General features: G+C 70.4%; 23 protein-coding genes. 14 read left to right on the top strand and 9 right to left on the bottom strand.

From position 1 onward, the window contains the following. From FKV24_RS08645 to FKV24_RS08635, 3 genes are all read left to right on the top strand, one after another. Positions 1-505 (top strand): pilin (locus tag FKV24_RS08645; protein ID WP_141482088.1); only part of this gene is annotated, 505 nt, incomplete at its 5' end. 41 nt (positions 506-546) lie between these two features. Next, complete coding sequence (locus tag FKV24_RS08640) at positions 547-1,512, top strand: RDD family protein (protein WP_141482087.1); 966 nt, start codon at positions 547-549, stop codon at positions 1,510-1,512. Positions 1,513-1,693: 181 nt separating this feature from the next. Beyond that, on the top strand, positions 1,694-4,207 hold the full coding sequence (locus tag FKV24_RS08635) for a DNA topoisomerase I (RefSeq protein WP_141482086.1): 2,514 nt from the start codon (positions 1,694-1,696) through the stop codon (positions 4,205-4,207). 119 nt (positions 4,208-4,326) lie between these two features. Here the strand turns inward: FKV24_RS08635 and FKV24_RS08630 are convergent, their stop codons facing one another. The 3 genes from FKV24_RS08630 to FKV24_RS08620 are packed head-to-tail and all read right to left on the bottom strand — an operon-like array spanning position 4,327 to position 5,787. Continuing rightward, the gene (locus FKV24_RS08630; protein ID WP_141482085.1) at positions 4,327-4,626 is read right to left on the bottom strand and encodes a DUF6958 family protein; all 300 of its coding nucleotides are present in this window, start codon (positions 4,624-4,626) and stop codon (positions 4,327-4,329) included. Further along, positions 4,619-5,155 carry a GFA family protein gene (locus FKV24_RS08625; RefSeq protein ID WP_111265291.1) on the bottom strand — a complete coding sequence of 179 codons (537 nt, stop codon included), beginning with the start codon at positions 5,153-5,155 and terminating at the stop codon, positions 4,619-4,621. The genes FKV24_RS08630 and FKV24_RS08625 overlap by 8 nt, the downstream gene beginning before the upstream one ends. Then, a complete protein-coding gene (locus FKV24_RS08620; protein ID WP_141482084.1) occupies positions 5,152-5,787 on the bottom strand; it encodes a TetR/AcrR family transcriptional regulator in 636 nt (211 codons plus the stop codon). The genes FKV24_RS08625 and FKV24_RS08620 overlap by 4 nt, the downstream gene beginning before the upstream one ends. Before the next feature lie 285 nt (positions 5,788-6,072). Here FKV24_RS08620 and FKV24_RS08615 point away from each other — a divergent pair, with 285 nt between their 5' ends. The 6 genes from FKV24_RS08615 to FKV24_RS08590 all read left to right on the top strand — a co-directional run bounded on the left by FKV24_RS08615 (position 6,073) and on the right by FKV24_RS08590 (position 10,993). Beyond that, positions 6,073-7,293, top strand: a complete 1,221-nt coding sequence (locus FKV24_RS08615) for a lytic polysaccharide monooxygenase auxiliary activity family 9 protein (protein ID WP_141482083.1) — start codon at positions 6,073-6,075, stop codon at positions 7,291-7,293. Between the two features lie 85 nt (positions 7,294-7,378). Continuing rightward, positions 7,379-7,942, top strand: a complete 564-nt coding sequence (gene tsaC, locus FKV24_RS08610) for an L-threonylcarbamoyladenylate synthase type 1 TsaC (RefSeq protein ID WP_141482082.1) — start codon at positions 7,379-7,381, stop codon at positions 7,940-7,942. Between the two features lie 131 nt (positions 7,943-8,073). Next, on the top strand, positions 8,074-8,697 hold the full coding sequence (locus tag FKV24_RS08605; protein ID WP_170288259.1) for a DUF1579 domain-containing protein: 624 nt from the start codon (positions 8,074-8,076) through the stop codon (positions 8,695-8,697). Positions 8,698-8,760: 63 nt separating this feature from the next. After that, a complete protein-coding gene (locus FKV24_RS08600; RefSeq protein WP_170288258.1) occupies positions 8,761-9,480 on the top strand; it encodes a DUF4124 domain-containing protein in 720 nt (239 codons plus the stop codon). Between the two features lie 3 nt (positions 9,481-9,483). Continuing rightward, positions 9,484-10,296, top strand: coding sequence for a DUF4124 domain-containing protein (locus tag FKV24_RS19830; RefSeq protein ID WP_249040967.1), 813 nt, complete (start codon positions 9,484-9,486; stop codon positions 10,294-10,296). 4 nt (positions 10,297-10,300) lie between these two features. Then, positions 10,301-10,993, top strand: a complete 693-nt coding sequence (locus FKV24_RS08590; protein WP_141482081.1) for a hypothetical protein — start codon at positions 10,301-10,303, stop codon at positions 10,991-10,993. A 68-nt stretch (positions 10,994-11,061) separates the two neighbouring features. On the opposite strand, the gene FKV24_RS08585 is transcribed toward FKV24_RS08590, so the two are convergent. Then, a complete protein-coding gene (locus FKV24_RS08585) occupies positions 11,062-11,352 on the bottom strand; it encodes a hypothetical protein (protein WP_111265284.1) in 291 nt (96 codons plus the stop codon). A gap of 154 nt (positions 11,353-11,506) precedes the next feature. Beyond that, positions 11,507-12,283, bottom strand: a complete 777-nt coding sequence (locus FKV24_RS08580; RefSeq protein WP_111265283.1) for an SDR family oxidoreductase — start codon at positions 12,281-12,283, stop codon at positions 11,507-11,509. 129 nt (positions 12,284-12,412) lie between these two features. On the opposite strand from FKV24_RS08580, the gene FKV24_RS08575 reads away from it, so the two are divergent. Continuing rightward, positions 12,413-12,667 carry a hypothetical protein gene (locus FKV24_RS08575; RefSeq protein ID WP_141482080.1) on the top strand — a complete coding sequence of 85 codons (255 nt, stop codon included), beginning with the start codon at positions 12,413-12,415 and terminating at the stop codon, positions 12,665-12,667. A 315-nt stretch (positions 12,668-12,982) separates the two neighbouring features. On the opposite strand, the gene sppA is transcribed toward FKV24_RS08575, so the two are convergent. Together sppA and FKV24_RS08565 are read right to left on the bottom strand one after the other, a co-directional pair. Further along, the gene (sppA, locus tag FKV24_RS08570; RefSeq protein ID WP_111265281.1) at positions 12,983-14,869 is read right to left on the bottom strand and encodes a signal peptide peptidase SppA; all 1,887 of its coding nucleotides are present in this window, start codon (positions 14,867-14,869) and stop codon (positions 12,983-12,985) included. Between the two features lie 86 nt (positions 14,870-14,955). After that, the gene (locus tag FKV24_RS08565; protein ID WP_141482079.1) at positions 14,956-16,332 is read right to left on the bottom strand and encodes an MATE family efflux transporter; all 1,377 of its coding nucleotides are present in this window, start codon (positions 16,330-16,332) and stop codon (positions 14,956-14,958) included. A 123-nt stretch (positions 16,333-16,455) separates the two neighbouring features. Between FKV24_RS08565 and FKV24_RS08560 the strand changes: the two genes are divergently transcribed. Both FKV24_RS08560 and FKV24_RS08555 read left to right on the top strand, forming a co-directional pair. Then, positions 16,456-17,772, top strand: coding sequence for a DUF3667 domain-containing protein (locus FKV24_RS08560; RefSeq protein ID WP_141482078.1), 1,317 nt, complete (start codon positions 16,456-16,458; stop codon positions 17,770-17,772). 10 nt (positions 17,773-17,782) lie between these two features. After that, the gene (locus tag FKV24_RS08555) at positions 17,783-18,118 is read left to right on the top strand and encodes a DUF4286 family protein (RefSeq protein ID WP_170288257.1); all 336 of its coding nucleotides are present in this window, start codon (positions 17,783-17,785) and stop codon (positions 18,116-18,118) included. Positions 18,119-18,125: 7 nt separating this feature from the next. Here FKV24_RS08555 and FKV24_RS08550 read toward each other — a convergent pair whose 3' ends face one another. Together FKV24_RS08550 and FKV24_RS19250 are read right to left on the bottom strand one after the other, a co-directional pair. Then, positions 18,126-18,911 carry a DUF3106 domain-containing protein gene (locus tag FKV24_RS08550; RefSeq protein WP_170288256.1) on the bottom strand — a complete coding sequence of 262 codons (786 nt, stop codon included), beginning with the start codon at positions 18,909-18,911 and terminating at the stop codon, positions 18,126-18,128. After that, positions 18,901-19,917, bottom strand: a complete 1,017-nt coding sequence (locus FKV24_RS19250) for a sigma-70 region 4 domain-containing protein (RefSeq protein WP_170288255.1) — start codon at positions 19,915-19,917, stop codon at positions 18,901-18,903. Before FKV24_RS19250 ends, FKV24_RS08550 begins: the two co-directional genes overlap by 11 nt. A gap of 300 nt (positions 19,918-20,217) precedes the next feature. Here FKV24_RS19250 and FKV24_RS08545 point away from each other — a divergent pair, with 300 nt between their 5' ends. Next, a complete protein-coding gene (locus tag FKV24_RS08545) occupies positions 20,218-20,436 on the top strand; it encodes a hypothetical protein (protein ID WP_141482075.1) in 219 nt (72 codons plus the stop codon). Between the two features lie 102 nt (positions 20,437-20,538). Next, a partial coding sequence (locus FKV24_RS08540) for a primosomal protein N' family DNA-binding protein (RefSeq protein WP_484502555.1) occupies positions 20,539-20,937 on the top strand: 399 nt, incomplete at its 3' end.

The following is a 20,937-nucleotide window of genomic DNA, read 5'->3' as shown; positions in this document are numbered from 1 at the left end:
GCCGCCACTGCCCGGCGCGGCGCCCGCCCCGCGCACGGGCCTGTCCGGCTGCGCGATCGTCGCGATCATCGGCGCGGTCCTGCTGGTGCCGCTACTGGGCATCCTCGCCGCGATCGCAATCCCGGCCTACCAGGACTACACGATCCGGGCCCGGGTGGCGCAGGCGCTGATCGTCGCCGAACCGCTGAAGGCCAACGTCGCCGCCTTTGCCGCCAGCGAAGGCCGCTGCCCGCTCAATGGCGAGGGCGGCCTGGGCGAGGCCGAGGACTATGCCGGCAACGGCCTGGCCGCGATCCACGCCGGCCCGTTCGGCGACAACGGCCACTGCGCACTGGAGCTGGAATTCGATGGCACTGGAACCTCGATCGACGGCAGCACCCTGCTGCTGGAGGCGCGCTCCGGCATCGACGGCGACAACGACTGGGATTGGCGGTGCGGCAGCGACAGCCTCAAGCACGGACGCCTGCCGCGGCACTGCCGCGACGACGACGCGGACGCCTACTGAGCGGCCCGCCACCACAACGGAACCGGATGGATACGACAACGATGAGCCAGTGGTACTACAGCGACGCGATGAACCGCCGGCAGGGCCCGGTCGATGCCGACACCCTTGCCGGACTGCACCGTGACGGCCGGATCGGACCGGACACCCTGGTCTGGCGCGATGGCATGGACAACTGGCAGCGCTGGCGCAGTGTCTGGACCGAGGTCCTGCCCGAGCCGGCCCGGGAGCAGGCACCCGCCGCGGTCGCCATGGCCGCCGGAGCCACGGCCACTCCCGCCACCCTCGCCGACGGCGCCAATCCCTACGAGGTCGTCGAGCCCAGCGCACCGCCGACCTCGCCCTACGCACCGCCGGCCTCGCACCTGACCGAGCACGACGACTTCCAGTCCGGCGGCGAGGTCGTCTACGCCGGCTTCTGGAAGCGCTTCGCGGCCCTGGCGATCGACAACTTCCTGATCGGCATCGTCTACTACATGATCGTCATCGTGGCGACGATCGCGCTCGGGGTCGGTCTCGGCGCGATGGGCGGCGGCGACCCATCGTCGATTGGCGGCTTCTTCGGCCTGATGGCGGTGATCTACCTCGCCTATCCGCTGCTGAGCGCGCTCTACTACGTCGGCTTCGAGTCCTCGTCCAAGCAGGCCACGCTGGGCAAGATGGCGATCGGCATCAAGGTCACCGACGACGGCGGGCGCCGGCTCAGCCGCGGCCGCGCCCTGGGCCGCTGGGCCTCGCACATGCTGTGCTACTTCACGATCTACATCGGCTACGTGATGGCCGCCTTCACCGACCGCAAGCGCGGCCTGCACGACATGGTCGCCGGCACCCTGGTGGTCGACCGCTGGGCCTATACCGCCTCACCGCAGCTGCAGCGGCGCGAGCTGGGCGCGGTGACCATCGTGATCATCTCGCTGGCCGCGCTGATGGTGGTGGGCTACGCGGTCGTCCTGCTCGCGATCGCGCTGCCGGCCTACCAGGACTTCACCCAGCGCGCCGCCGGTGTCTGAACGGCCGCCGTCCGCGGCCTGCCGGGGCCCCCGTGCTTGACAGCATCGCCCCTGGCATGATTCCACTATTAATAAGGAACATCCCCCAGCGCCCGCGGCCTTGCCGCGGGCGTCGCCTTCTTTGCTGTATACACGTGCGGGGCCTGACCGCCGTTCATATGCCGCCCCGTGGAGTCGCCGCATGGCCAAGAATCTGCTCATCGTCGAGTCGCCCGCCAAGGCCAAGACGATCAACAAATACCTCGGCAAGGACTTCACCGTCCTCGCCTCCTACGGTCACGTCCGTGACCTGGTGCCCAAGGAAGGCGCGGTCGACCCCGACCGCGGCTTCGCGATGCGCTACGACCTGATCGACAAGAACGAGAAGCACGTCGCCGCGATCGCCAAGGCCGCCAAGGCCGCCGAAGCCCTGTATCTGGCGACCGACCCGGATCGCGAGGGCGAGGCGATCAGCTGGCACATCGCCGAGATCCTGGCCGAGCGCGGCCTGCTCGAGGGCAAGAGCCTGCAGCGAGTGGTGTTCACCGAGATCACCCCGCGCGCGATCAAGGAGGCGATGAACCACCCGCGCGACATCTCCGAGCCGCTGGTCGACGCCCAGCAGGCGCGCCGCGCGCTCGACTACCTGGTCGGCTTCAACCTCTCGCCGGTGCTGTGGCGCAAGGTCCAGGCCGGGCTGTCCGCCGGCCGCGTGCAGTCGCCCGCGCTGCGGATGATCGTCGAGCGCGAGGAGGAGATCGAGGCGTTCAAGGCGCGCGAGTACTGGTCGGTCGAGGCCGAGTGCCGGCACCCCAAGCAGGATTTCACCGCGCGCCTGATCAAGCTCGATGGCAAGAAGTTCGAGCAGTTCACCCTGACCAACGCCGACGATGCCGAGGCAGCGCGCCAACGCCTGGTCAAGGCCGCCGGCGGCGTGCTCCAGGTCACCGACGTCACCTCCAAGGAACGCAAGCGCCGCCCGGCGCCGCCGTTCACCACCTCGACCCTGCAGCAGGAGGCCTCGCGCAAGCTGGGCTTCACCACCAAGCGGACCATGCAGGTCGCGCAGAAGCTGTACGAGGGCGTCGCCCTCGGCGACGAGGGCACGGTCGGCCTGATCACCTACATGCGTACCGACTCGGTCAACCTGTCGGCCGACGCGCTGACCGAACTGCGCGACGTGATCGCGCGCGACTTCGGCACCCACGCCCTGCCCGACAAGCCCAACACCTACCAGACCAAGTCCAAGAACGCGCAGGAGGCGCACGAGGCGGTCCGCCCGAGTTCGGCGCTGCGCACGCCGGCCCAGGTCGCGCGCTTCCTCGACGACGACGGCCGCCGCCTGTACGAGCTGATCTGGAAGCGCACGGTCGCCTGTCAGATGATCCCGGCCACCCTGAACACGGTCTCGGTCGACATGGCCGCCGGCAACGAGCACGCGTTCCGCGTCTCCGGCACCACCGTGATCGACCCCGGCTTCCTCGCCGTCTACGAGGAGGGCAAGGACACCAAGGGCAAGGACGACGACGACGAGGGCCGCAAGCTGCCGCAGATGCAGCCGGGCGACCGCATCCCGCTCGAGCGCATCCACGCCGACCAGCACTTCACCGAGCCGCCGCCGCGCTACTCGGAAGCCTCGCTGGTCAAGGCGCTGGAGGAATACGGCATCGGCCGGCCGTCGACCTACGCCTCGATCATCGCGACCCTGCTGTTCCGCAAGTACGTCGAGCTGGAAAGCCGGCGCTTCCGCCCCACCGACGTCGGCCGCGCGGTCAGCAAGTTCCTCTCGACCCACTTCACCCGCTACGTCGACTACGACTTCACCGCGCGGATGGAGGACGAGCTGGACGCGGTCAGCCGCGGCGAGGAGGAATGGGTGCCGCTGATGGAGAAATTCTGGGGCCCGTTCAAGGACATGGTCGCCGACAAGATGGAGTCGGTCGACCGCAGCGAGGCCACCGGCGCGCGCGAGCTGGGCACCGACCCCAAGACCGGCAAGCCGGTCAGCGTGCGACTGGGGCGGTTCGGGCCCTACGCCGCGCTCGGCAGCACCGCCGAGGACGCCGAGGAGAAGCCCAAGTTCTCCTCGCTGCGCCCCGGCCAGAGCATGCACACGATCACCCTCGAGGAGGCGCTTGAGCTGTTCAAGATGCCGCGCACGCTCGGCGAGTCCAACGGCGAGACGGTCAGCGTCGGCATCGGCCGCTTCGGTCCGTTCGCCAAGCGCGGCAGCACCTACGCCTCGCTGAAGAAGGAAGACGACCCGTACACGATCGAGCTCGACCGCGCGGTGTTCCTGATCGAGGAGAAGGAGGAGATCGCCCGCAACCGCATCATCAGGGAGTGGGACGGCCACGACATCCAGGTCCTCAACGGCCGTTTCGGCCCCTACATCAGCGACGGCAAGCTCAACGGCAAGATCCCCAAGGATCGCGAGCCGGCCTCGCTGAGCCTGGAGGAGGCGCAGCAGCTGCTGGCCGAGACCGGCAAGCCGGCGCGCGGGCGCTTCGGCAAGAAGGCCGCCAAGAAGGCCGCTCCGGCCAAGAAGGCGGCGAAGAAGACCGCGGCCAAGAAGGCCCCGGCGAAGAAGGCCGCGAAGAAAGCGACCAAGAAGGCGGCAAAGAAGGCGGCAAAGAAGGCGCCGGCCAAGAAAGCCGCCAAGAAAGCGAGCAAGAAGACCGTCGCCGGCAAGAGCGCAGGCAAGGCCGACGACTGAGCTCGTCGGCGCCGGGTTCGCGCGACACGACGGGGCCGCCATCGAGCGGCCCCTTCCATGCCGCCGCCGCTTGTGCGGCCGCGGCGACGGGATGGCGGGGCGATCGCGGTGGCTGCGCCCTAGTCGGCGACCCGGTACAGGTGAAGCGGCTTCAGCGCCGCCCGTCTGATCCGCCCCTTGGCCTCCAGGTCCAACTGCACCGCCTTCAGCCACCAGCCCGCCGTGCTGCCACCGGGGAACAACTCCTCGGGCAGGCGCGGCAGCAGCGCCTGTTTCGCGTCGGCCACGGTCAAGCCCGGCGCCCGGTCCGGCAGCACCGCGAGCAGGGCGTCGCGCATCGCCAGGTACTTGCCCCGGTTCACCCGCCCGGCGCGTCCGGGCGTGTTGATGTTCTCGATCTCGATCTTGTCGTCAGGCATCGACCTTCTCCATCACCTCGATCTTCGGATTGCGGAATCCCATCCCGACCCAGGCCGCGAACAACTTGGCGAAGAAGCGCGGCGTATGGGTCTTCAGGTTGGGGATGTCGTCCGGTAGCGCCGAGCGGTCGCCCAGATCGCCGGTCATCGTGCGCAGCTCGGGGCGCGGCCGTGTCGCCTCCGGCCACAGGTGCAGATAGAGGCTCAGCCAGTGCGCCCCCTTCAGTTCGAGGAACAGCGGCGTGTTGCAGCAGGTCGCGATCACCCGGCGCGTGCCCGCATCGGCCGACAGCCTGAATTCGCCCAGATGCCGCGCGCCGGCCGCGACCCGCACCCGGTCCTTGCGGTACTCCGCGCACGGCGTCGCCGCATACGGGGTGAGGATGGCGGTCGCGCCGGGCAGTAGCGCCAGCCGCTCGGCCGCCGCCCTGCAACTGGTGCACAGACATTCGGTGACCATGATCGGCGCGCCCTGCAGCGCCAGCCGGGTCTGCCCGCAGGCGCAGGCGAGCCGGGTGCCCTCGCTCATGTCGCGCCCTCCCCGGTGATCCGGAACAACTGCCGGATGTAGCGATCCAGGTGGTCGAGACTCTCCCGCGCCAGCTCCGGATCGTTGCCGGCCTTGGCCAGCACGAAACCGCCCTGGATCACCGCCTGGGTGTGCCGGGCCAGGCTCTCCGCGGTCCAGTCCGCATCGATGCCGCGGGCCCGGCGTGCCGCCTCGATGTCGGCCACCAGCGTCGCCGCATGGCCGAAGATGCTGCGCCCGCAGGCATCGCGGATGTCCGGCGCGCTGGCGTGGACCTCCTGCGCCAGGGTGCCGGCCAGGCAGCTGAACTCGGCCGGCTCGCCGACGATGATCGCGCGGCGGAACGCCACGTAGGCCAGCACCCGCTGCAGCGGATCGTCCGGCCGGTGATAAGGCGCGGCGGCGAAGAACCCGCTCGTCGTCTCGGCCCAGAACTCGGCGGCCGCGACCCCCAGTGCCTGCTTGCTGCCGAAGTGATGGAAGAACGCGCCCTTGGTGACATCGGCATGGCGGCACAACTCGTCGACCGAAGTCGCCGCGAACCCCTGGGCGCGGACCAGCGCCCGCGCCGCCTCCAGCAGGCGTGCGCGCGCGTTGCCGCGCTCCGGCGATTGTTTGGTGGGTCTGGGCATAGGTCGAACATACCATACGGTTGGTATGTATTGGAACACGGCAATGCGCACGTCTTCCACACCTCCGAGCCAACCGCCCACCCGATCGTCGCGAGGGCCTCTGGATATCCCGTAATGTCCATAAAGGACAAAGCAAGACAATCCATTTGAGATATGCATTTGAGACATGAATCCGGTCAAGAGAGACCAAATCATCGGCCCGGTCACGGTTCTTGATGACATCGTTGTCTAACTTGCGTCCCGAGAAGCTCCGTCCGGACAGGACATCCAACGAGGGACGCCGTCATGAAGACCCGCTTTGCCCCCCACACCACGCCCGAACCGCGCCCGCGACCGGCCCTGCGCCCGCTCGCGATCCAACTGATCGCCGCCGGCCTGTTGCTGTCGGCACTGCCGGCGCAACAGACCCGGGCCCACGGCACCATGGTCAAACCGGTCAGCCGCATCTACGCCTGCGCCCAGGGCAACCGCGAGAACCCGACCGACCCGGCCTGCCGCGCCGCCTGGCAGGTCGCCGGCCCGCAACTGTTCTACGACTGGATGGGCATCAACCAGGCCAACGCCGACGGCAATCATCAGGCGGTGGTGCCCGACGGCAAACTGTGCAGCGGCAACAACCCGACCTTCCGCGGCCTCGACCTGGTCCGCGACGACTGGCAGGCCAGCGACATCGCGCCCGGGGCCGACGGCCGCTACACCTTCCAGTTCAGGGGCACCGCACCGCACGCGACCCGCGACTGGGTGTTCTACGTGACCCGCGACGACTGGGACCCCAACAGCGTGCTGAAGTGGTCCGACCTGGAGGAGTTCTGCCGGGTCGGCAACACCCCATTGTCGGCCGACGGCAACTACCACCTCAGTTGCGCCCTGCCGCAGCGCAGCGGCCGCCACGTGATCTACAACACCTGGCAGCGCTCGGACTCGACCGAGGCGTTCTACACCTGCATGGACGTGAAGTTCGCCGGCGGCGGCGATCCGCCCCCGCCGCCGCAGTGGCGCGATGCCGGCGCGCTGATCGCACAGAATCCGCTGCCGGTCGGCACCACGGTCACCCTGCGCGTGTTCAACGCCGACGGCAGCGACGCCGAGCGTATCGAGACCACGATCGACAGCACCGGCCAGGGCACCACCACCGGCTGGCCGCGCCATGTCGGCGAGCAGGTCAACACGCGCGCCGGCTTCGCCCGCATCGGCGTGCTCGACAACGGCGTGATCACCCCGATCGAGTCGGCCACCGGCAACCATGTCTACCTCAACGGCGACGGCCGCAGCCATCAGCTCGACATCCAGCTGCCGTCCGACCCGCCGCCGCCGGGCGACTACGACTACGTCTACCCCGACGGCCTGGGCCAGTACGTGCCCGGACAGACCGTGGTCAAGGGCAGCGACGGCAAGCTGTACGCCTGCCGTCCGTTCCCGCAGGGCGGCTGGTGCAACATCAACAGCCCGGCCCACTACGCGCCCGGCACCGGCTCCAACTGGCAGGACGCCTGGCTCGAATACTGAGTGCACAGCGCCCGCTGAACCGCCCCGGCCGCGTCCGGGGCGGTTCCACATGACAGCCACCACCGGCAGCTGACAGACTGGCGGCATGTCCGTACTGCCCGAACTCACCGCCGCCGTCGACGCGCTGCGCCGCGGCGGCGTCATCGCCTACCCGACCGAGGCCGTCTGGGGCCTGGGCTGCGACCCGTTCGACCAGGCCGCGGTGATGCGCCTGCTCGACATCAAGCAGCGGCCGGTCGACAAGGGACTGATCCTGATCGCCTCGACCCCCGCCCAGCTCGACGGCCTGATCGACTGGGACGGGTTGTCGCCGCCGCAGCGAGACGCGGTCCGCGCCAGCTGGCCGGGCCCCAATACCTGGGTGGTCCCGGCCAGCGCACGGGTGCCGCGCTGGATCACCGGCGATCACGACAGCGTCGCGGTGCGGGTCAGCGCGCACCTGTCGGTGATCGGCCTGTGCGACGCGTTCGGCGGCCCCCTGGTGTCGACCAGCGCCAACCTCGCCGGCCTGCCCCCGGCATTCCTGCGCGACGCGCTGGACCCGGCGCTGCTGCAACGCGTCGATGCGATCGCCCCCGGCGAGACCGGCGGCATGACCGCACCGACCTCGATCCGCGACGCCCGCGACAACCGCCTGCTGCGCGCCTGAGACCGCGCGCGTGCCCCGCACCGCGACGCAACGCTCTGCGGCGGCGCGTCATGCCGACCGCACACGATCGGCGTAGCCTCGTGGGCGGCCGCCGGTCCGGCGGCGATCGCACCACGCACAGGAGCACGACGATGAAGCAGACCCGCCTCACGATGCTGAGCTGCGCGCTCGCCATCGCCACCGTGGCTATTCCCGCCTTCGCCCAGGAGCCGGCCGCCGACCCCACCGCCGCGATGAGCGAGGAACAGAAGGCGATGATGGAAGCCTGGGCCAAGGCCGCCGCGCCGGGGCCGCAGCACGCCCGCCTGGCCGAGCAGTTCGTCGGCGACTGGACCTCGACCACCCAGTTCTGGACCGACCCGTCGGCGCCGCCGATGACCGAGACCGCCAGCGCGACCTCCAAGGCGATGTTCGGTGGCCGCCAGATCCGCATGGACTACAGCGGCCAGATGATGGGCGCGCCGTTCGAAGGCATGAGCCTGACCGGCTACGACAACGTGTCCGGACGCTACAACGCGGTCTGGATGGACAACATGTCGACCGGCACCTATGTGATGAGCGGCGACTACGACGAGGCCAGCAAGACCTATACCTATACCGGCGCATGGCCCGACCCGATGCAGGCCGGCAAGATGGTCCAGGTCCGCGAGACCGTGCGGATCGTCGACCCCGACCACCACGTGATCGAAATGTTCGAGAGCCATGACGGCGACGAACGGCGGACCATGCGGATCGAACTGCGCCGCGTCGAATAGGCGGGGTCACGTTTCCGCCGCCGCGCCCTTCCGTCGCGGCGCGCGCGGGCGCAAGATGGCGGCATGCGTCCGGTATGCCGCCATCGTTGCGCTGTCCTGCTGCCCGCGGTGCTCGCCGCGACGGCCGCGACCGCCCTGCCATGCGCGGCGCTGGCCGAGGACGTCGTCATCTACCGCTGCACCGACGCACAGGGCCGGCTGAGCCTGCGCGACACGCCCTGCGCCAGCGGCGAGCGACAACAGGTGCAGACCATGCTGCGACCGGTCGACCCGCCTCCCCGGCCCGTGGCTCCGGCGCCCCCGCCGTCGCCGCCCGCCGCCGCCCCCGCGGTCGTGCAGACCGTGGTGTTGCAGCCACCGCGACCGATGTACGAGTGCGTGACCCCGGACGGCGAGACCTATACCAGCGAAACCGCGGAGGGCAATCCGCGCTGGGTGCCGCTGTGGACGCTCGGCTACCCGGTGGTGGCACCCTACCGGCGAAGCGGCGGCGAGTTCCGCGCCGACATCGGCGTGCACGACGGCCGCGTCGACGGCCGCATCAGCATCGACAATGCCGTCCGTGGCCGCCGCCACCCGACGGCGGCCGGCTATTCCGCCGGCACGTGGGTCCGCGACGCCTGCCATCCATTGCCGCAACAGGAGGTCTGCGACCGTCTGCGCGACCGCCGCTACGCGCTCGATCGCCGCTACAACAGCGCGCTGCAGAGCGAGCGCACCGAGATCGTCCGCGAGCAACGCGGGATCGACGCGCGCCTGGCCAACGACTGCCGGAACCACTGACCGATGCGATTGAACCTGATCCGGGCCGCGACCCCGGCTGCGATGGCCGCATGGCTGGCCGCCGCGTTGCTGGCCCCCGCCGCACACGCCCAGACCGTGCTGTACCGCTGCACCGACGCCGACGGCAACCTGACGATCCAGAACGGCACGCCGTGCCCGCCCGGCACCCAGGAGCGCAAGCAGGTCGTCGGCGAACTGCCCAGCGCGCCGCCGCAGCCGCCACCGAGGCGCTCGCTGCCGGAGCCGGAATGGCAGCTGCCGCCGCCCGAGTCGCGACCGGCGCCACCGCCTCCGGCACCGGCCGCGGCGGTGGAACCGGCCCTGCCGGCCCCCGGACAACCGTTGCTGCGCCCGGTCCCGCTGACCGTGGAAAGCGACGACATCGGCTCGATCAAGGACGCGCCCGGATTCGGACTGCTCGATTCGGGCACGCCCTCGGCCGAGCGCGAGCCGGTCGCCGACACCGACACCGACACCGACACCGCGATCGAGGCGCCCACGCCTCCGCCGCTGCAGGCCTGCCGCAGCTGGGACAACGACCTCTACTACAGCGAAGCCGAAGAACCGCCGACCCGCTGCATGCCGCTGCGCACCACCGGCATCGGCGGCCAGGCCGGATTCGGCGCGGGCAGCGCCTGCGAAGTGGTCACCGACACCTGCGCGGCGGTGCCGGCCGAGCAACTGTGCGAGGCCTGGCTGCGCCGGCTGCGCGACGAGCAGGCCAAGCTGGTGTTCGCGCGCAGCGACGACCCGGCGGCGACCCGCGTCGAGATCGCGCGGATCGAGGGCGTGCTCAAGGACAGCGGCTGCCACTAGGACGATGGGTTCGCCAGGCCCCCACGCGCCGACACGGGACGACGCCCGCTTCGCCCCGCAGCTGCGGGTCGCCGCGTTCGTGCTGGCGGCGCTGGTCCTGGGCCTGCTGGTCCTGGCCGGCGCGCTGTGGCTGGAATCGCGGCGGCTGACGCCACCGCGCGACTACTTTCCCGAGGGCGTCCTCGAGCCGGCGGACCGGATGCGCTTCGGCCGCCTGCTCGCCGAGATGGGCGAGCCGGTGCTGGCCGCGTCCGGCGACGACGGGCAGTTCGCGCTGCGGATGCTGTACGACCCGTCCTGGGGCGACCCGCTCGCGGTCCGCTACCAGGCGACCGGCGGCCAGGGATTGCGGCGCCAGATCGTGCTCGACGATCCGGCCGATGACCGCGCGGACCGGCGCATCGCCGTGGTGCGCGAAAGCGCGGTTTCCGCCGATGAACTGAGCGCGCTGAAACAACGGCTGGAACAGCAGGGGTTCTGGGCGCTGCCGCCGGGCGAAGAGGTATTCGGCAAGGACGGCTACCTGCTGCTGGTCGAGGCCGTCGACGGCGACCGCTATCAGTTGCTGGTGCGATGGACCCCGGACTCGCAGGCCGCCGAGCGCGGACTGGGCGGCCTGGTCGCGCTGATGAGCGAGGAGTTCAATCGCGACGGCATGCGCGTGTTTGTGGAGGACATGGACGAGCCCAGCCCCTAGTACCGCGAGCGCATGCCGTTGCGAGACAGGCGCCATCGGTATTGGCACCCAGGACGCGCGGCCGCAGATCAGCGATCTTCGTCCACCACCGCCGCATCCACGACTTCCATCTCCTGCGCTTCGAGTCCGATGGAATGAAAGGCACAGGCCTCGCCGTCCTCATCGAACCAGAATTTCCGTACCCAGGGTTGTCCGTACTCGTCGATCTCCTCGATCTCGAAGACCTCTCCGACCATCGACAGGAGGCCGGCTTTCTCATCGTCGGACAGATCGTCCAGCCACTGCGCCGATAGGCCCAGCAGACGGACGCGCATCCCCACGGCGACGGGCGAGCCATTCTTGTCCCTGGGTGCCTTCATGACGCTTCGCTTCCTCCTGCCCTGGTGAAATCAAGTCCAGGCGCCCAGCAAGGCAATCAGGCCGCAACCGGCCCACGCACTTCCTGCGTGCCTTTCAAATGGGCGATGCGCGGGTTGCAAAGAAGCAGCCGACTGCAATCGCATGCGTCAAGCCCTAGAACCCATACCGCAGGAACCCGCCGTCCACCGCGATGCATTCGCCGGTGATGTAGCCCGACGCCGGCAGGCACAGGAAGGCGACCGCGGCGGCGACCTCCTCCGGCTCGCCGATGCGGCCCAGCGGGGTGCGCAGCAGCACGTCGTCGAGGTAGTCCGGATCGGCCAGCTTGCCGGAGGTGCGGCGGGTGCGGATGTACCACGGCGCGACCGCGTTGACGCGGATGCCGTCCTCGGCCCACTCGACCGCCAGGTTGCGGGTCATCTGGTGCAGCGCGGCCTTGCTCATGCCGTAGGGCGCGCCGGTGCGCACGTGGGTGGTGCCGGACACGCTGCCGATGTTGACGATGCTGGCGGCGCCGTGGCGGGCCAGCATCGGGTGCAGGTAACGCGACAGCTCGAACGCGGAGAACAGGTTGACCTCGAAGATCGAGCGCCACTCGTCGTCGGCGTACTCGGTGGCCGGCCGGGTCAGGTTGCCGCCGGCATTGTTGACCAGGATGTGCAGGCCGTCGCCGAAGTCCTCGACCCAGTCCAACAGCGCGCGGCGTTGTTCGTCGTCGGCGACATCGGCGACGAAGCCGGCGATCTCGCGATCCGGAAAGTCCTCGACCAGTTCGTCGCGCGCCGAGTCCAGCGCGGTCGCGTCGCGGGCGGCGATCAGCACGTCGGCGCCGAAGCCCAGCAGTTCGCGCGCGATCGCGCGGCCGATCCCGGCGCTGCCGCCGGTCACCAGCGCGAGTTGTCCGTCCAGCCGCCAGCGTCGAGGGTCCATGCCTGTGTCCCGTGGTCCTGATGTCGTGGATCGCGACGCCGGTGGCCGCCTCGCGGCTGTTCATGGCGTCGTCCCGACGTAGCATAGCGCCGACACCACCGGCATCGGCCGGGAGCGACGGAGGAAGCCATGACCGCAAAGACCACCGCCGCGGCCGCGCTCGCGACCGGCCTGCTGCTCGCCCTGCTCGCCGCTTGCGGCAAGCCACGGGTGCCCGACAAGGAGCATCCGCCGGAACCGCAGGTCGAAGCCGCCGACAACGGCGGGACGACGGCGATGCGCGATGCCATCCAGGCCCCGATCGAACGCGCCAGGGCGGCCGAGCAGGCGGTGCAGGATGCCGCCGACGCACAGCGCGAGGCGATCGACGCGGCAACCGATTGAGCAATGCCGCTCGCCGCTCCACCGGGAGATCCTGGCTGCGTGCTCATGCGCTCCGGAACAGGCTTCGTAGGAGCTGCGTAAGCTGCGACCCCGGCCCTTCCCGGCAAGTCCCCATCGCGGCTCACGCCGCTCCTACGCCATGAAAGCATGGCCCAACCCCCTGAGTCAGGGGGGCGATTCGTGCCGTAGGCGCGAATGGGGGTGTAGAAGCGCAACGGCGGGGCCCAGGGTTTGCGCAGCAAACTTTGGGGATTCCCGGGCAACAGCCCGGGGATCGCGGTTTGCGGCGCCGCTACGGGCGCCGCATGGCGGGCCTTACAGTCCGCAGAAGCAGTGCGCCAGCGACTTCACCGGCACGCCGGCGCTCGGGCGCGCCGACTGCTCGAGGAAGCGCAGGTCGCCGGCCATCTGCGGCAGGCGCTCGCCGAGCAGGGCCTGGGCGAGGCTGGAGTCCTTCAGCAGCGCCTGGCCGATCCGAGCCTGCGCCAGGTCGATGAAGAAGCGCTCGAACGGGGTCGCCAGCTTCTCGATGTAGCGCACGCCGTAGTCGTCGCGCTCGCCCAGTTCGGCGCGCTTGGCGACATCGTCGATCGCGTCCTGGAGGCCACCGAAGGCATCCACCAGTCCGCGCTCCTTGGCCTGCGCGCCGCTCCAGACCCGGCCGCGGGCGACCTCGTCGACCTGCTCGACCGGCTTGTTGCGCGCCTCGGCGACGCGACCGGTGAAGTCGCGATAACCCTTGTCGATCACCGCCTGCACGACCTCGCCGACGCCCGGCGCCAGCTCGCGGGTGATGTCGAACGCGCCGGCGAAGCGGGTGGTGCCGACGCCGTCGCTGTGCACGCCGATCTTGTCCAGCGCGCGCGGAATGGTCGGGAACATGCCGAAGATGCCGATCGAACCGGTGATCGTCGACGGATCGGCGTAGATGCGATCGGCGTTCATGCTGATCCAGTAGCCGCCGGACGCGGCCAGGTCGCCCATCGACACCACCACCGGCTTGCCGGCGTCCTTCAGCGCGACCACCTCGCGACGGATCTGCTCGGAGGCGAACACCTCGCCGCCGGGCGAATCCACCCGCAGCACCACCGCCTTGACCTTCTCGTCGTCGCGGGCCTGGCGCAGCAGCGTCGAGGTCGAGTCGCCGCCGATGCTGCCCGGCGGCTGCTCGCCGCCGGTGATCTCGCCCTCGGCGACGATCACCGCCACCTGCGGACGCGGATCGACCGCGGCCAGCGCGCTGCGATCGACGCGGGCCAGGTAGTCGGCCAGCGCGATCTGGCGGAAACCGCCCTCGGCATCCTCGTCGGCGACGCCGCGCTCGACCAGCATGTCGTCGAATTGCTCGCGGGTCTTCAGACCGTCGACCAGCTTCTGGTCCAGCGCATAGCGGGCCAGGTCGCCACCGGCGGCCTGGATGCCGACATCCATCTGCTCGATGTCCTGCGCGATCGCGGCCGCATCGAGCTTGCGCGCCTTGGCGACATCGGCCAGGTAGCGCTGCCAGAGGTCGTTCATCCAGTACAGATCGGCTTCCTTGGCCTCGGCCGACGCGGCGTCGAGCACGAACGGCTCGGCCGCCGACTTGTACTCGCCGACCTTGAACAGGTGCATGTCGACGCCGAGCTTCTCCTGCAGCAGCTCGCGGTAATAGGTGCGATAGCGGCCCAGGCCCTCGAGCATCATCGCGCCCATCGGATCCAGGTAGACCTCGTTGGCCTCCGCGGCGACCTGGTACTGCCCCTGGCCCATGCCCGCGCCGAAGGCCAGCACTTCCTTGCCGCTCTCGCGCACCCGCGCGATCGCGGCCGCCAGCTCGCGCCGCGACGCCATGCCGCCACCGCCCAGGCCGTCCAGGCGCAGCACCACGCGTTCGATGTGCTTGTCCTTGGCCGCCGAATCCAGCGCCAGCAGCAGGTCGCGCAGCTGCACCTCGCCCTGCTCCTGTCCCATGCTCTGGGCCAGTGCCCGCGACAGCGGATCGGCGCTGTACTGCTCGACCAGGGCGCCCTCCGGCGCGATCACCAGCGCGGTGCGCTCGAGCAGCGGGGCCTGCCCGTCGCCGCGGCCGATCACGATCAGCAGCATCAGCAGGAAGCCGAAGAACAGGATGTTGAAAATCAGTCGCCGGGTGAAATTCATCGCGTCCCAGAGACCGATGAAGAAGCGGACGACGGGACTTTGACGGGATGCTTGGTTCATGTGACGCGACTCCTGGATCAGGCATCCAGCCTAACCGACCGCGACCGCCGGTTCATCCGCCTAACGTCACCCCTGCGATCGGGACATCAGGCGCCGGTTGCGGGCAATTTCAGCCGTTGCGGCGCGCTGGCCCGCAGGAAACGGCTCGACAACAGCACCGCGGCGAAGCTCAACCCGGCGATAAGACCGATCCACATGCCCTTCGGCCCCCAGCCCAGGCCCAGTCCGAGCCCCGCGCCCAGCGGCATGCCGATGCCCCAATAGGCGATCGCGGCCAGCACCATCGGCACCCGGGTGTCCTTGAGTCCGCGCAGGGCGCCGGCCGACAACACCTGGATACCGTCGGGAAACTGGAACGCCGCCGCGTACAGCAGCAGGCTGGCGGCCAGCGCCGCCACCGCGGCATCGGCGGTGTAGAAGCCGACCACGAACTCGTTGCCCGCCAGCAGCAGCAAGGCCGAGCCCAGCTGGGTGCCGAGCATGATGGTGTAGCCGGCGAACGCGGCGCGGCGCACCCCGGAGGCATCGCTGCGACCGAGCGCATGGCCGACCCGCACCGTGGTCGCCTCGGCCAGCCCCATCGGAATCATGAAACACAGCGCGGCGACATTGATCGCGATCTGGTGCGCGGCCGCCGGGATCTCGCCGAGGCGCCCGATCAGCAGGGCGGTGGTGATGAACAGACCGCCCTCCATCGCCACCGTCACCCCGACCGGCAGGCCGGTCGCCAGCAGTCCCCGGATCGCCGGCCAGTCGGGCCCATCGAAGCGCTCGAACAGGTTCAGCTGGGCGAACCGCGGCGAACGCCACAGGTACAGCGCGAACGCCAGCGCCTGCGCCCACATCATCGCCGCCGAGGCCAGGCCCAGGCCGCCGGCGCCGAGTTCGGGCAGGCCGAACAGGCCCCAGGTCAGGGTGTAGCCGATCGGCACCAGCAACAGCAGGCCGCCGAACCCGAACAGCATCGTCGGCAGGGTCCAGTGCAGGCCGTCGCACAGGTAGCGCATGCACAGGTACAGGGTCAGCGCCGGCACGCCCCAGCGGATGCCGCGCAGGAAGGCCTCGGCGCCCGGGCGGATGCCGGCGGCAATGCCCATCGGCTCCAGCACCGCCGTCGCCACCGTCATGAACGCGAACAGCAGCAGGCCGAGCCCGACCGACAGCCACAAGGCCTGCCGGAACAGCGCGCCGATCTCGTGCCGGCGGGCGCCGCCGTCCAGTTGCGAGACCGCCGCCGGCAGCGCCATCAGGGTGCCCATCGGGATCATCACCGGCAGCCAGAACATGGCGGTGCCGACCGAGACCGAGGCCAGGGTGTCGGTACCGTGGTGGCCGGCGATCACGCTGTCGACGAAGCTGATCAGGCCGGTGGCCAGATGGCCGAGCACCAGCGGCGCGGCGAGGATCGCGGAGGCGCGCACCTCCCGGCCGAATGGCGGGCGCGCAGGCAGGGTGGAAGACATGGAAGCACCGTTTGGCGACTTCGGCCGGCAGCGATCGGGTGTCGCGCGCTGGCGCCGGGTCACGGCAGGCGGCTATCTTAGCCGCGATTTCCTGAACCGGTGCGCGGCGAGCGCGCAACCGCCATGACCGATCAAATCGTCGGCTCCCCGGCCGATGCCGTCCCGCCGCTGCCCGAACACGGCCTGTGCGCGAACTGCGATGCCCCGCTGCACGGGCACTACTGCCATGCCTGCGGCCAGTCCACCCACGACCCGGTCCGCCACGTCGCCCACGCGATCGAGGAGGTGTTCGAGTCGTTCTGGCACCTGGACGGGCGCGTGTTCCGCACCCTGCGCGACCTGATGTCGCCGGGCAAGGCCGCGGTCGAATACCTGGCCGGGCACCGGGTGCGCTACATCCCGCCGCTGCGGCTGTTCGTGATCCTCAGCGTGCTGACCTTCTTCATCGGCGCGGCGACGATCCACGTCGAGAACAACCGCGTGGCCGGCCAGACCGAGGGCGCGTCCGTGCCCGGCGTCACCGACATCGACATCTCGGGCATCTCGGATGCGGCGACGGTCGAGGAGGTCGAACGCGAGCGCGACCGGCTGCTGGCCGAGTTCGCCCAGGCCCGCGAGGCGTTCGCCCGGGAAGCGCCGATCCCGGGCCTGGACGCGACGATGATCGCCGGCGAGGTGCGGATCCGCGGCGAGGCCGACAACCGCATCGAACAGCTGCGCCGCAAGGCGGACAAGGCGGCGCCCGCCGACGCCACCGGGGCGCCAGCCGCGGCAGCCGCCCCGGCCACCGCCGTAGCGGAGGCAACGGAGCCCGAAGACACCGGCGCAGGCGGCGAGGCCACGCCCGCTGACGACGGGGTGGAATGGGAAGGCCCCTTGTTCACCAGCGACTCGGAGGCCTTCGATCCCAAACTCAACCCGGTCCGGATCGCCTGGCTGCCTCAGTTCGCCAACGATTGGGTCAACCGCAAGCTCGGCTATGCGATGGCCAACGGCAAGCGGTTCTGGGAGCGTCCGGAGCTGGGTTTCCAGGCCTTCATGGCCTCGCTGCCGTCGGCGCTGTTCCTGCTGGTGCCGGTGTTCGCGCTGCTGCTCAAGCTCGCCTACCTGTTCAAGCGCCGCCTGTACCTGGAGCACATGGTGGTCGCGCTGTACAGCCACTGTTTCCTGCTGCTGGCGCTGGCGGCGACCTTCCTGCTCAGCGCGCTGGGCAACGCGCTCGCGGGCGTGGCGGGCTGGCTGTCGAGCGGAATCGGCCTGGTCGCGATCGCGATCCTGTGCTGGATGCCGATCTACCTGCTGCTGATGCAGAAGCGCGTCTATCGCCAGGGCTGGCTGATGACCACGATCAAGTTCCTCGCCCTGGGCTATGTGTACTGCTTCCTGCTCGCCTTCGCCGCCAGCATCATGTTCATCGCCGCGCTGGCGAAGCCGGTATGAGCGCATGCCGATGACCGCCCGCGACCGCGGCGTCGTCTACGAGGTCAACCTCGATGTCGAGGCGGCGGCGATCGATGCCTTCCGGGTCTGGTTGCACGCGCACGTGGCCGAGATCCGCGCGCTGCCGGGTTTCCTCGGCGCGCGGGTGTTCGATGTCGTCGATCCGGAACCGGCGGGCGGCCGGGTCGCGCTGTGCGTACAGTACCGGCTGCGCGACACCGCGGCGCTGGAGGACTATCTGCGCGAACACGCTCCGCGCATGCGCGCCGACGGCCTGGCGCGCTTCGGCGGCCGTTTCGTGGCCTCCCGGCGGGTCATGGCGGTATCGCCGCCTGCCGGCGACTGACCGCGGCTCAGCGCTCCAGCCGCTCCCACAGCCACTGCTGCAGGCGCTCGCCCGGTGTCGCGATCAACTCCCGGCGCAGGGCGTCGCGCGCCTGCGGCGGAGTGCGCTGGACCAGCACGCCCAACTGCCGGCGCTGGGCCGCGCTCATCGAGTGCAGCACGTCCAGCAACGGCGCCTGCTGTTCGGCCGGGAGCTGCGCCAGCAGCGGGTGCAGCAGCGGATAGTCGGCGCCCAGCGCCGGTCCCAGCAGCCAGCCCCGGCGTTGTTCCCGCGGCAGCGCGGCGAAGCGTTTGCGCAGCTCGGCGCGCTCCGCTTCCGGTCGCTGCGCGAACCCGCGCGCCATCTCGCCCAGCCGTTCGCGCTGGGGTTCCGGCAGCGCCTGCCAGGCGTGCCAGGCCTCGCGGCGCCCGCCGCGGGTATCCGCGTCCAGGCCGTCCCAGCCCACGACCCGCTCGGCAAAGGCCGCGCGCTGCGGCGGCGACCACGCCTGCCAACGCACCGCGTGCCGGCGCAGGCGCATCGCGTCGGCTTCCGGCAGTCGCGACAACAGCTCGGCCAGGGGCGCGGGCAGGGCGTCCAACGATACTGGCGAGACCGGCGCGACCGCGGTCGTGGCGACCGCCCCGGCGGCGCGATCATCGCGATCGTCGTGATCGACAGGCGTCGCGGTGGAGGCCGCCGTGCCGCCCGGCAACGGCGTCGCCGCCAGGGTCGGGACGCCCGCGAGGCCCCCGGCGGCCACGATCCCGGCCACCGCCATCAGTCCCGCCGGCCAGGATCTGCTAGAGCGCATCGCCGGTATCCGTTTCGGGGCCACTGGACGTTTCGTCCGGCCCGGGAACCGCGTGCTCCCCACCCTCCGCCAGGGTCGGCAGCATTGGATCGGGGGGGCCGTCCGCCTCCGCCGCGAGCCAGCTGTAGAACGCCAGATCGTCGGCGATCGCGGCATTTTCGGGGTCGGCCAGGCGTTCGAAGTCGGGGTGCGCGACCAGCGCGGCGACCCCGTCGTAGGTCCGCGCCGGCGGTTCGGCGGCCGACAGCGGCTCGACCCGCACGGTGCCGTCGATGGCCGGCGACCACGAGGCGAACGGCCCCAGGCCCCGGAATGGCCACCAGAACGTGGCGACGAAGGCCAGCGCGCACAGCGCCAGCAACAGCCACAGCAGCGCGATCAGGCCGCGACGACGCGGCGACGGCGACGGCCGGGGCTCGACGCGGGGCATTGGCGCTTCCGCCGCCGGTTCGGGCAGGGCGCCCGCCAAGGCGGTCTCGCGGGCCTGGGCCAGGCGCGACTGGCGCGCCTCCGACAGGCCGCGGATACGCCGCTGCACCTGCTCGCGCAATTGCAGCCAGACCTGCTCCCCGGACAGCCCGCCACCGGGATCGGCCATCGCCTTGTGCAGGGCCAGGCGGTAGCTGGCCGGACTGATGCCCATGACCCGGGCGGCATCGTCCTCGCCCAATCCCGCGGCCATATGCAGCAGCACCGCGGCGCGCGGCCCATGGCCGAGCTCGGCCAGGCGATCGGTCGCCTCCAGTGCGATCGAGACCCCGACATGCCGCTGCAGAGAAGGCTGCGCCAGCAGCACCGCCCAGAAGCACTGCGGCCACTCGTTCATCGACAGGTAGTCGGTCTCGGAGCGGAATGCGTACAGCGCGGCCTCGACCGCGGCATCGCCGATCGCGGCATCGCCGGCCTGGAGCTCGGCCAGCACCGCGGCCCGCCGCTCGACCCCACGCATGAACGCGGCCAGTGCGGCGGAGGCGGGACGAGGTTCGCGGCGTGCGCGGTCGGACACGGGTCGGGCGGCGGAGGTCTGCGGGGGAGATCGACGGCCGACGGCCCTCGTGCGGGCATCATAGCCACGCGCCGCTGAACTGCACCGGCAAACCCGGATCGGCCCGACGGCGCGGTTTCGGGCCCCCGGTCGGCGAACCCGCTGACGCATGTGACAGGGTCGCCGATTCAGGCTTGACATCGACGTATTCCGTGCTCCGCAAGGCGGGGCGGGGTTTGCGCCCTTCATGCGGTTGTGCACAGCAGTAAAGAAAGCGTCACTTGCCTGGTAGGGGCAAACCTGCGGCCTTGGATGTCGCCAATGTTTCACGGCCAAGCCATTGATACAAAAGGGAAATATGGCGATGGCTATTTTTTAGCCAAGCTGGCGGGAAGGCTTGTTGCAATGGGGTTACGCCGATCTGCCGACACGGCATGCACAGAGTTATCCACAGTCAATGTGGATAAGGAAATTTCTCCTTTGGCTACGGTAACTTGCGTGACGTTCATCACGCAGGAGGGAACTTTGACCCGCAACTGACACATCACCTGGCGTTGACGCGGGGTGATCCGCGGATGCCTGTGCCGTGTCGATCCGGCCGCCGGCCTGTCGCGATCGCGGGGCGCGCCCTAGACTGCCGCGATGCCCCCCGTCCCGTCCTCCGAACCGACCGCCGCCGCTGCCCCATCGCGAACGGTCTGGCAGGTCGCACTGCCGATTCCGCTGCCCAGGCTGTTCGATTACCTGCCGCCGGCCGGCGACGACGGCAGCGATCCGGTCGGCTGCCGGGTCCGGGTCCCGTTCGGGCGCAATGGCGAGAAGGTCGGGGTGGTCGCCGCGGTGGCCGACGCCGACACCGCGCCGGCGGAACTGAAGACGGTGGCGGCCCGGCTCGACCCGGCCCCCCTGCTGCATGGCGAACTGCTCGACTCGCTGCGCTGGCTGGCCCGCTACACCCACGCCCCGCTCGGCGAAGCGCTGGCGACCGCCCTGCCCGGTCCGCTGCGGCATGGCGAGCCGCTGCCGGACACCCGCCGCTGG

The organism is Marilutibacter maris (genome assembly GCF_006546735.2).
In the GTDB taxonomy this organism is placed as follows: Bacteria; Pseudomonadota; Gammaproteobacteria; order Xanthomonadales; family Xanthomonadaceae; genus Marilutibacter; species Marilutibacter maris.
The sequence above is the reverse complement of the archived record's forward strand: the minus strand, read 5'-3'. Positions and strand labels throughout refer to the sequence as shown.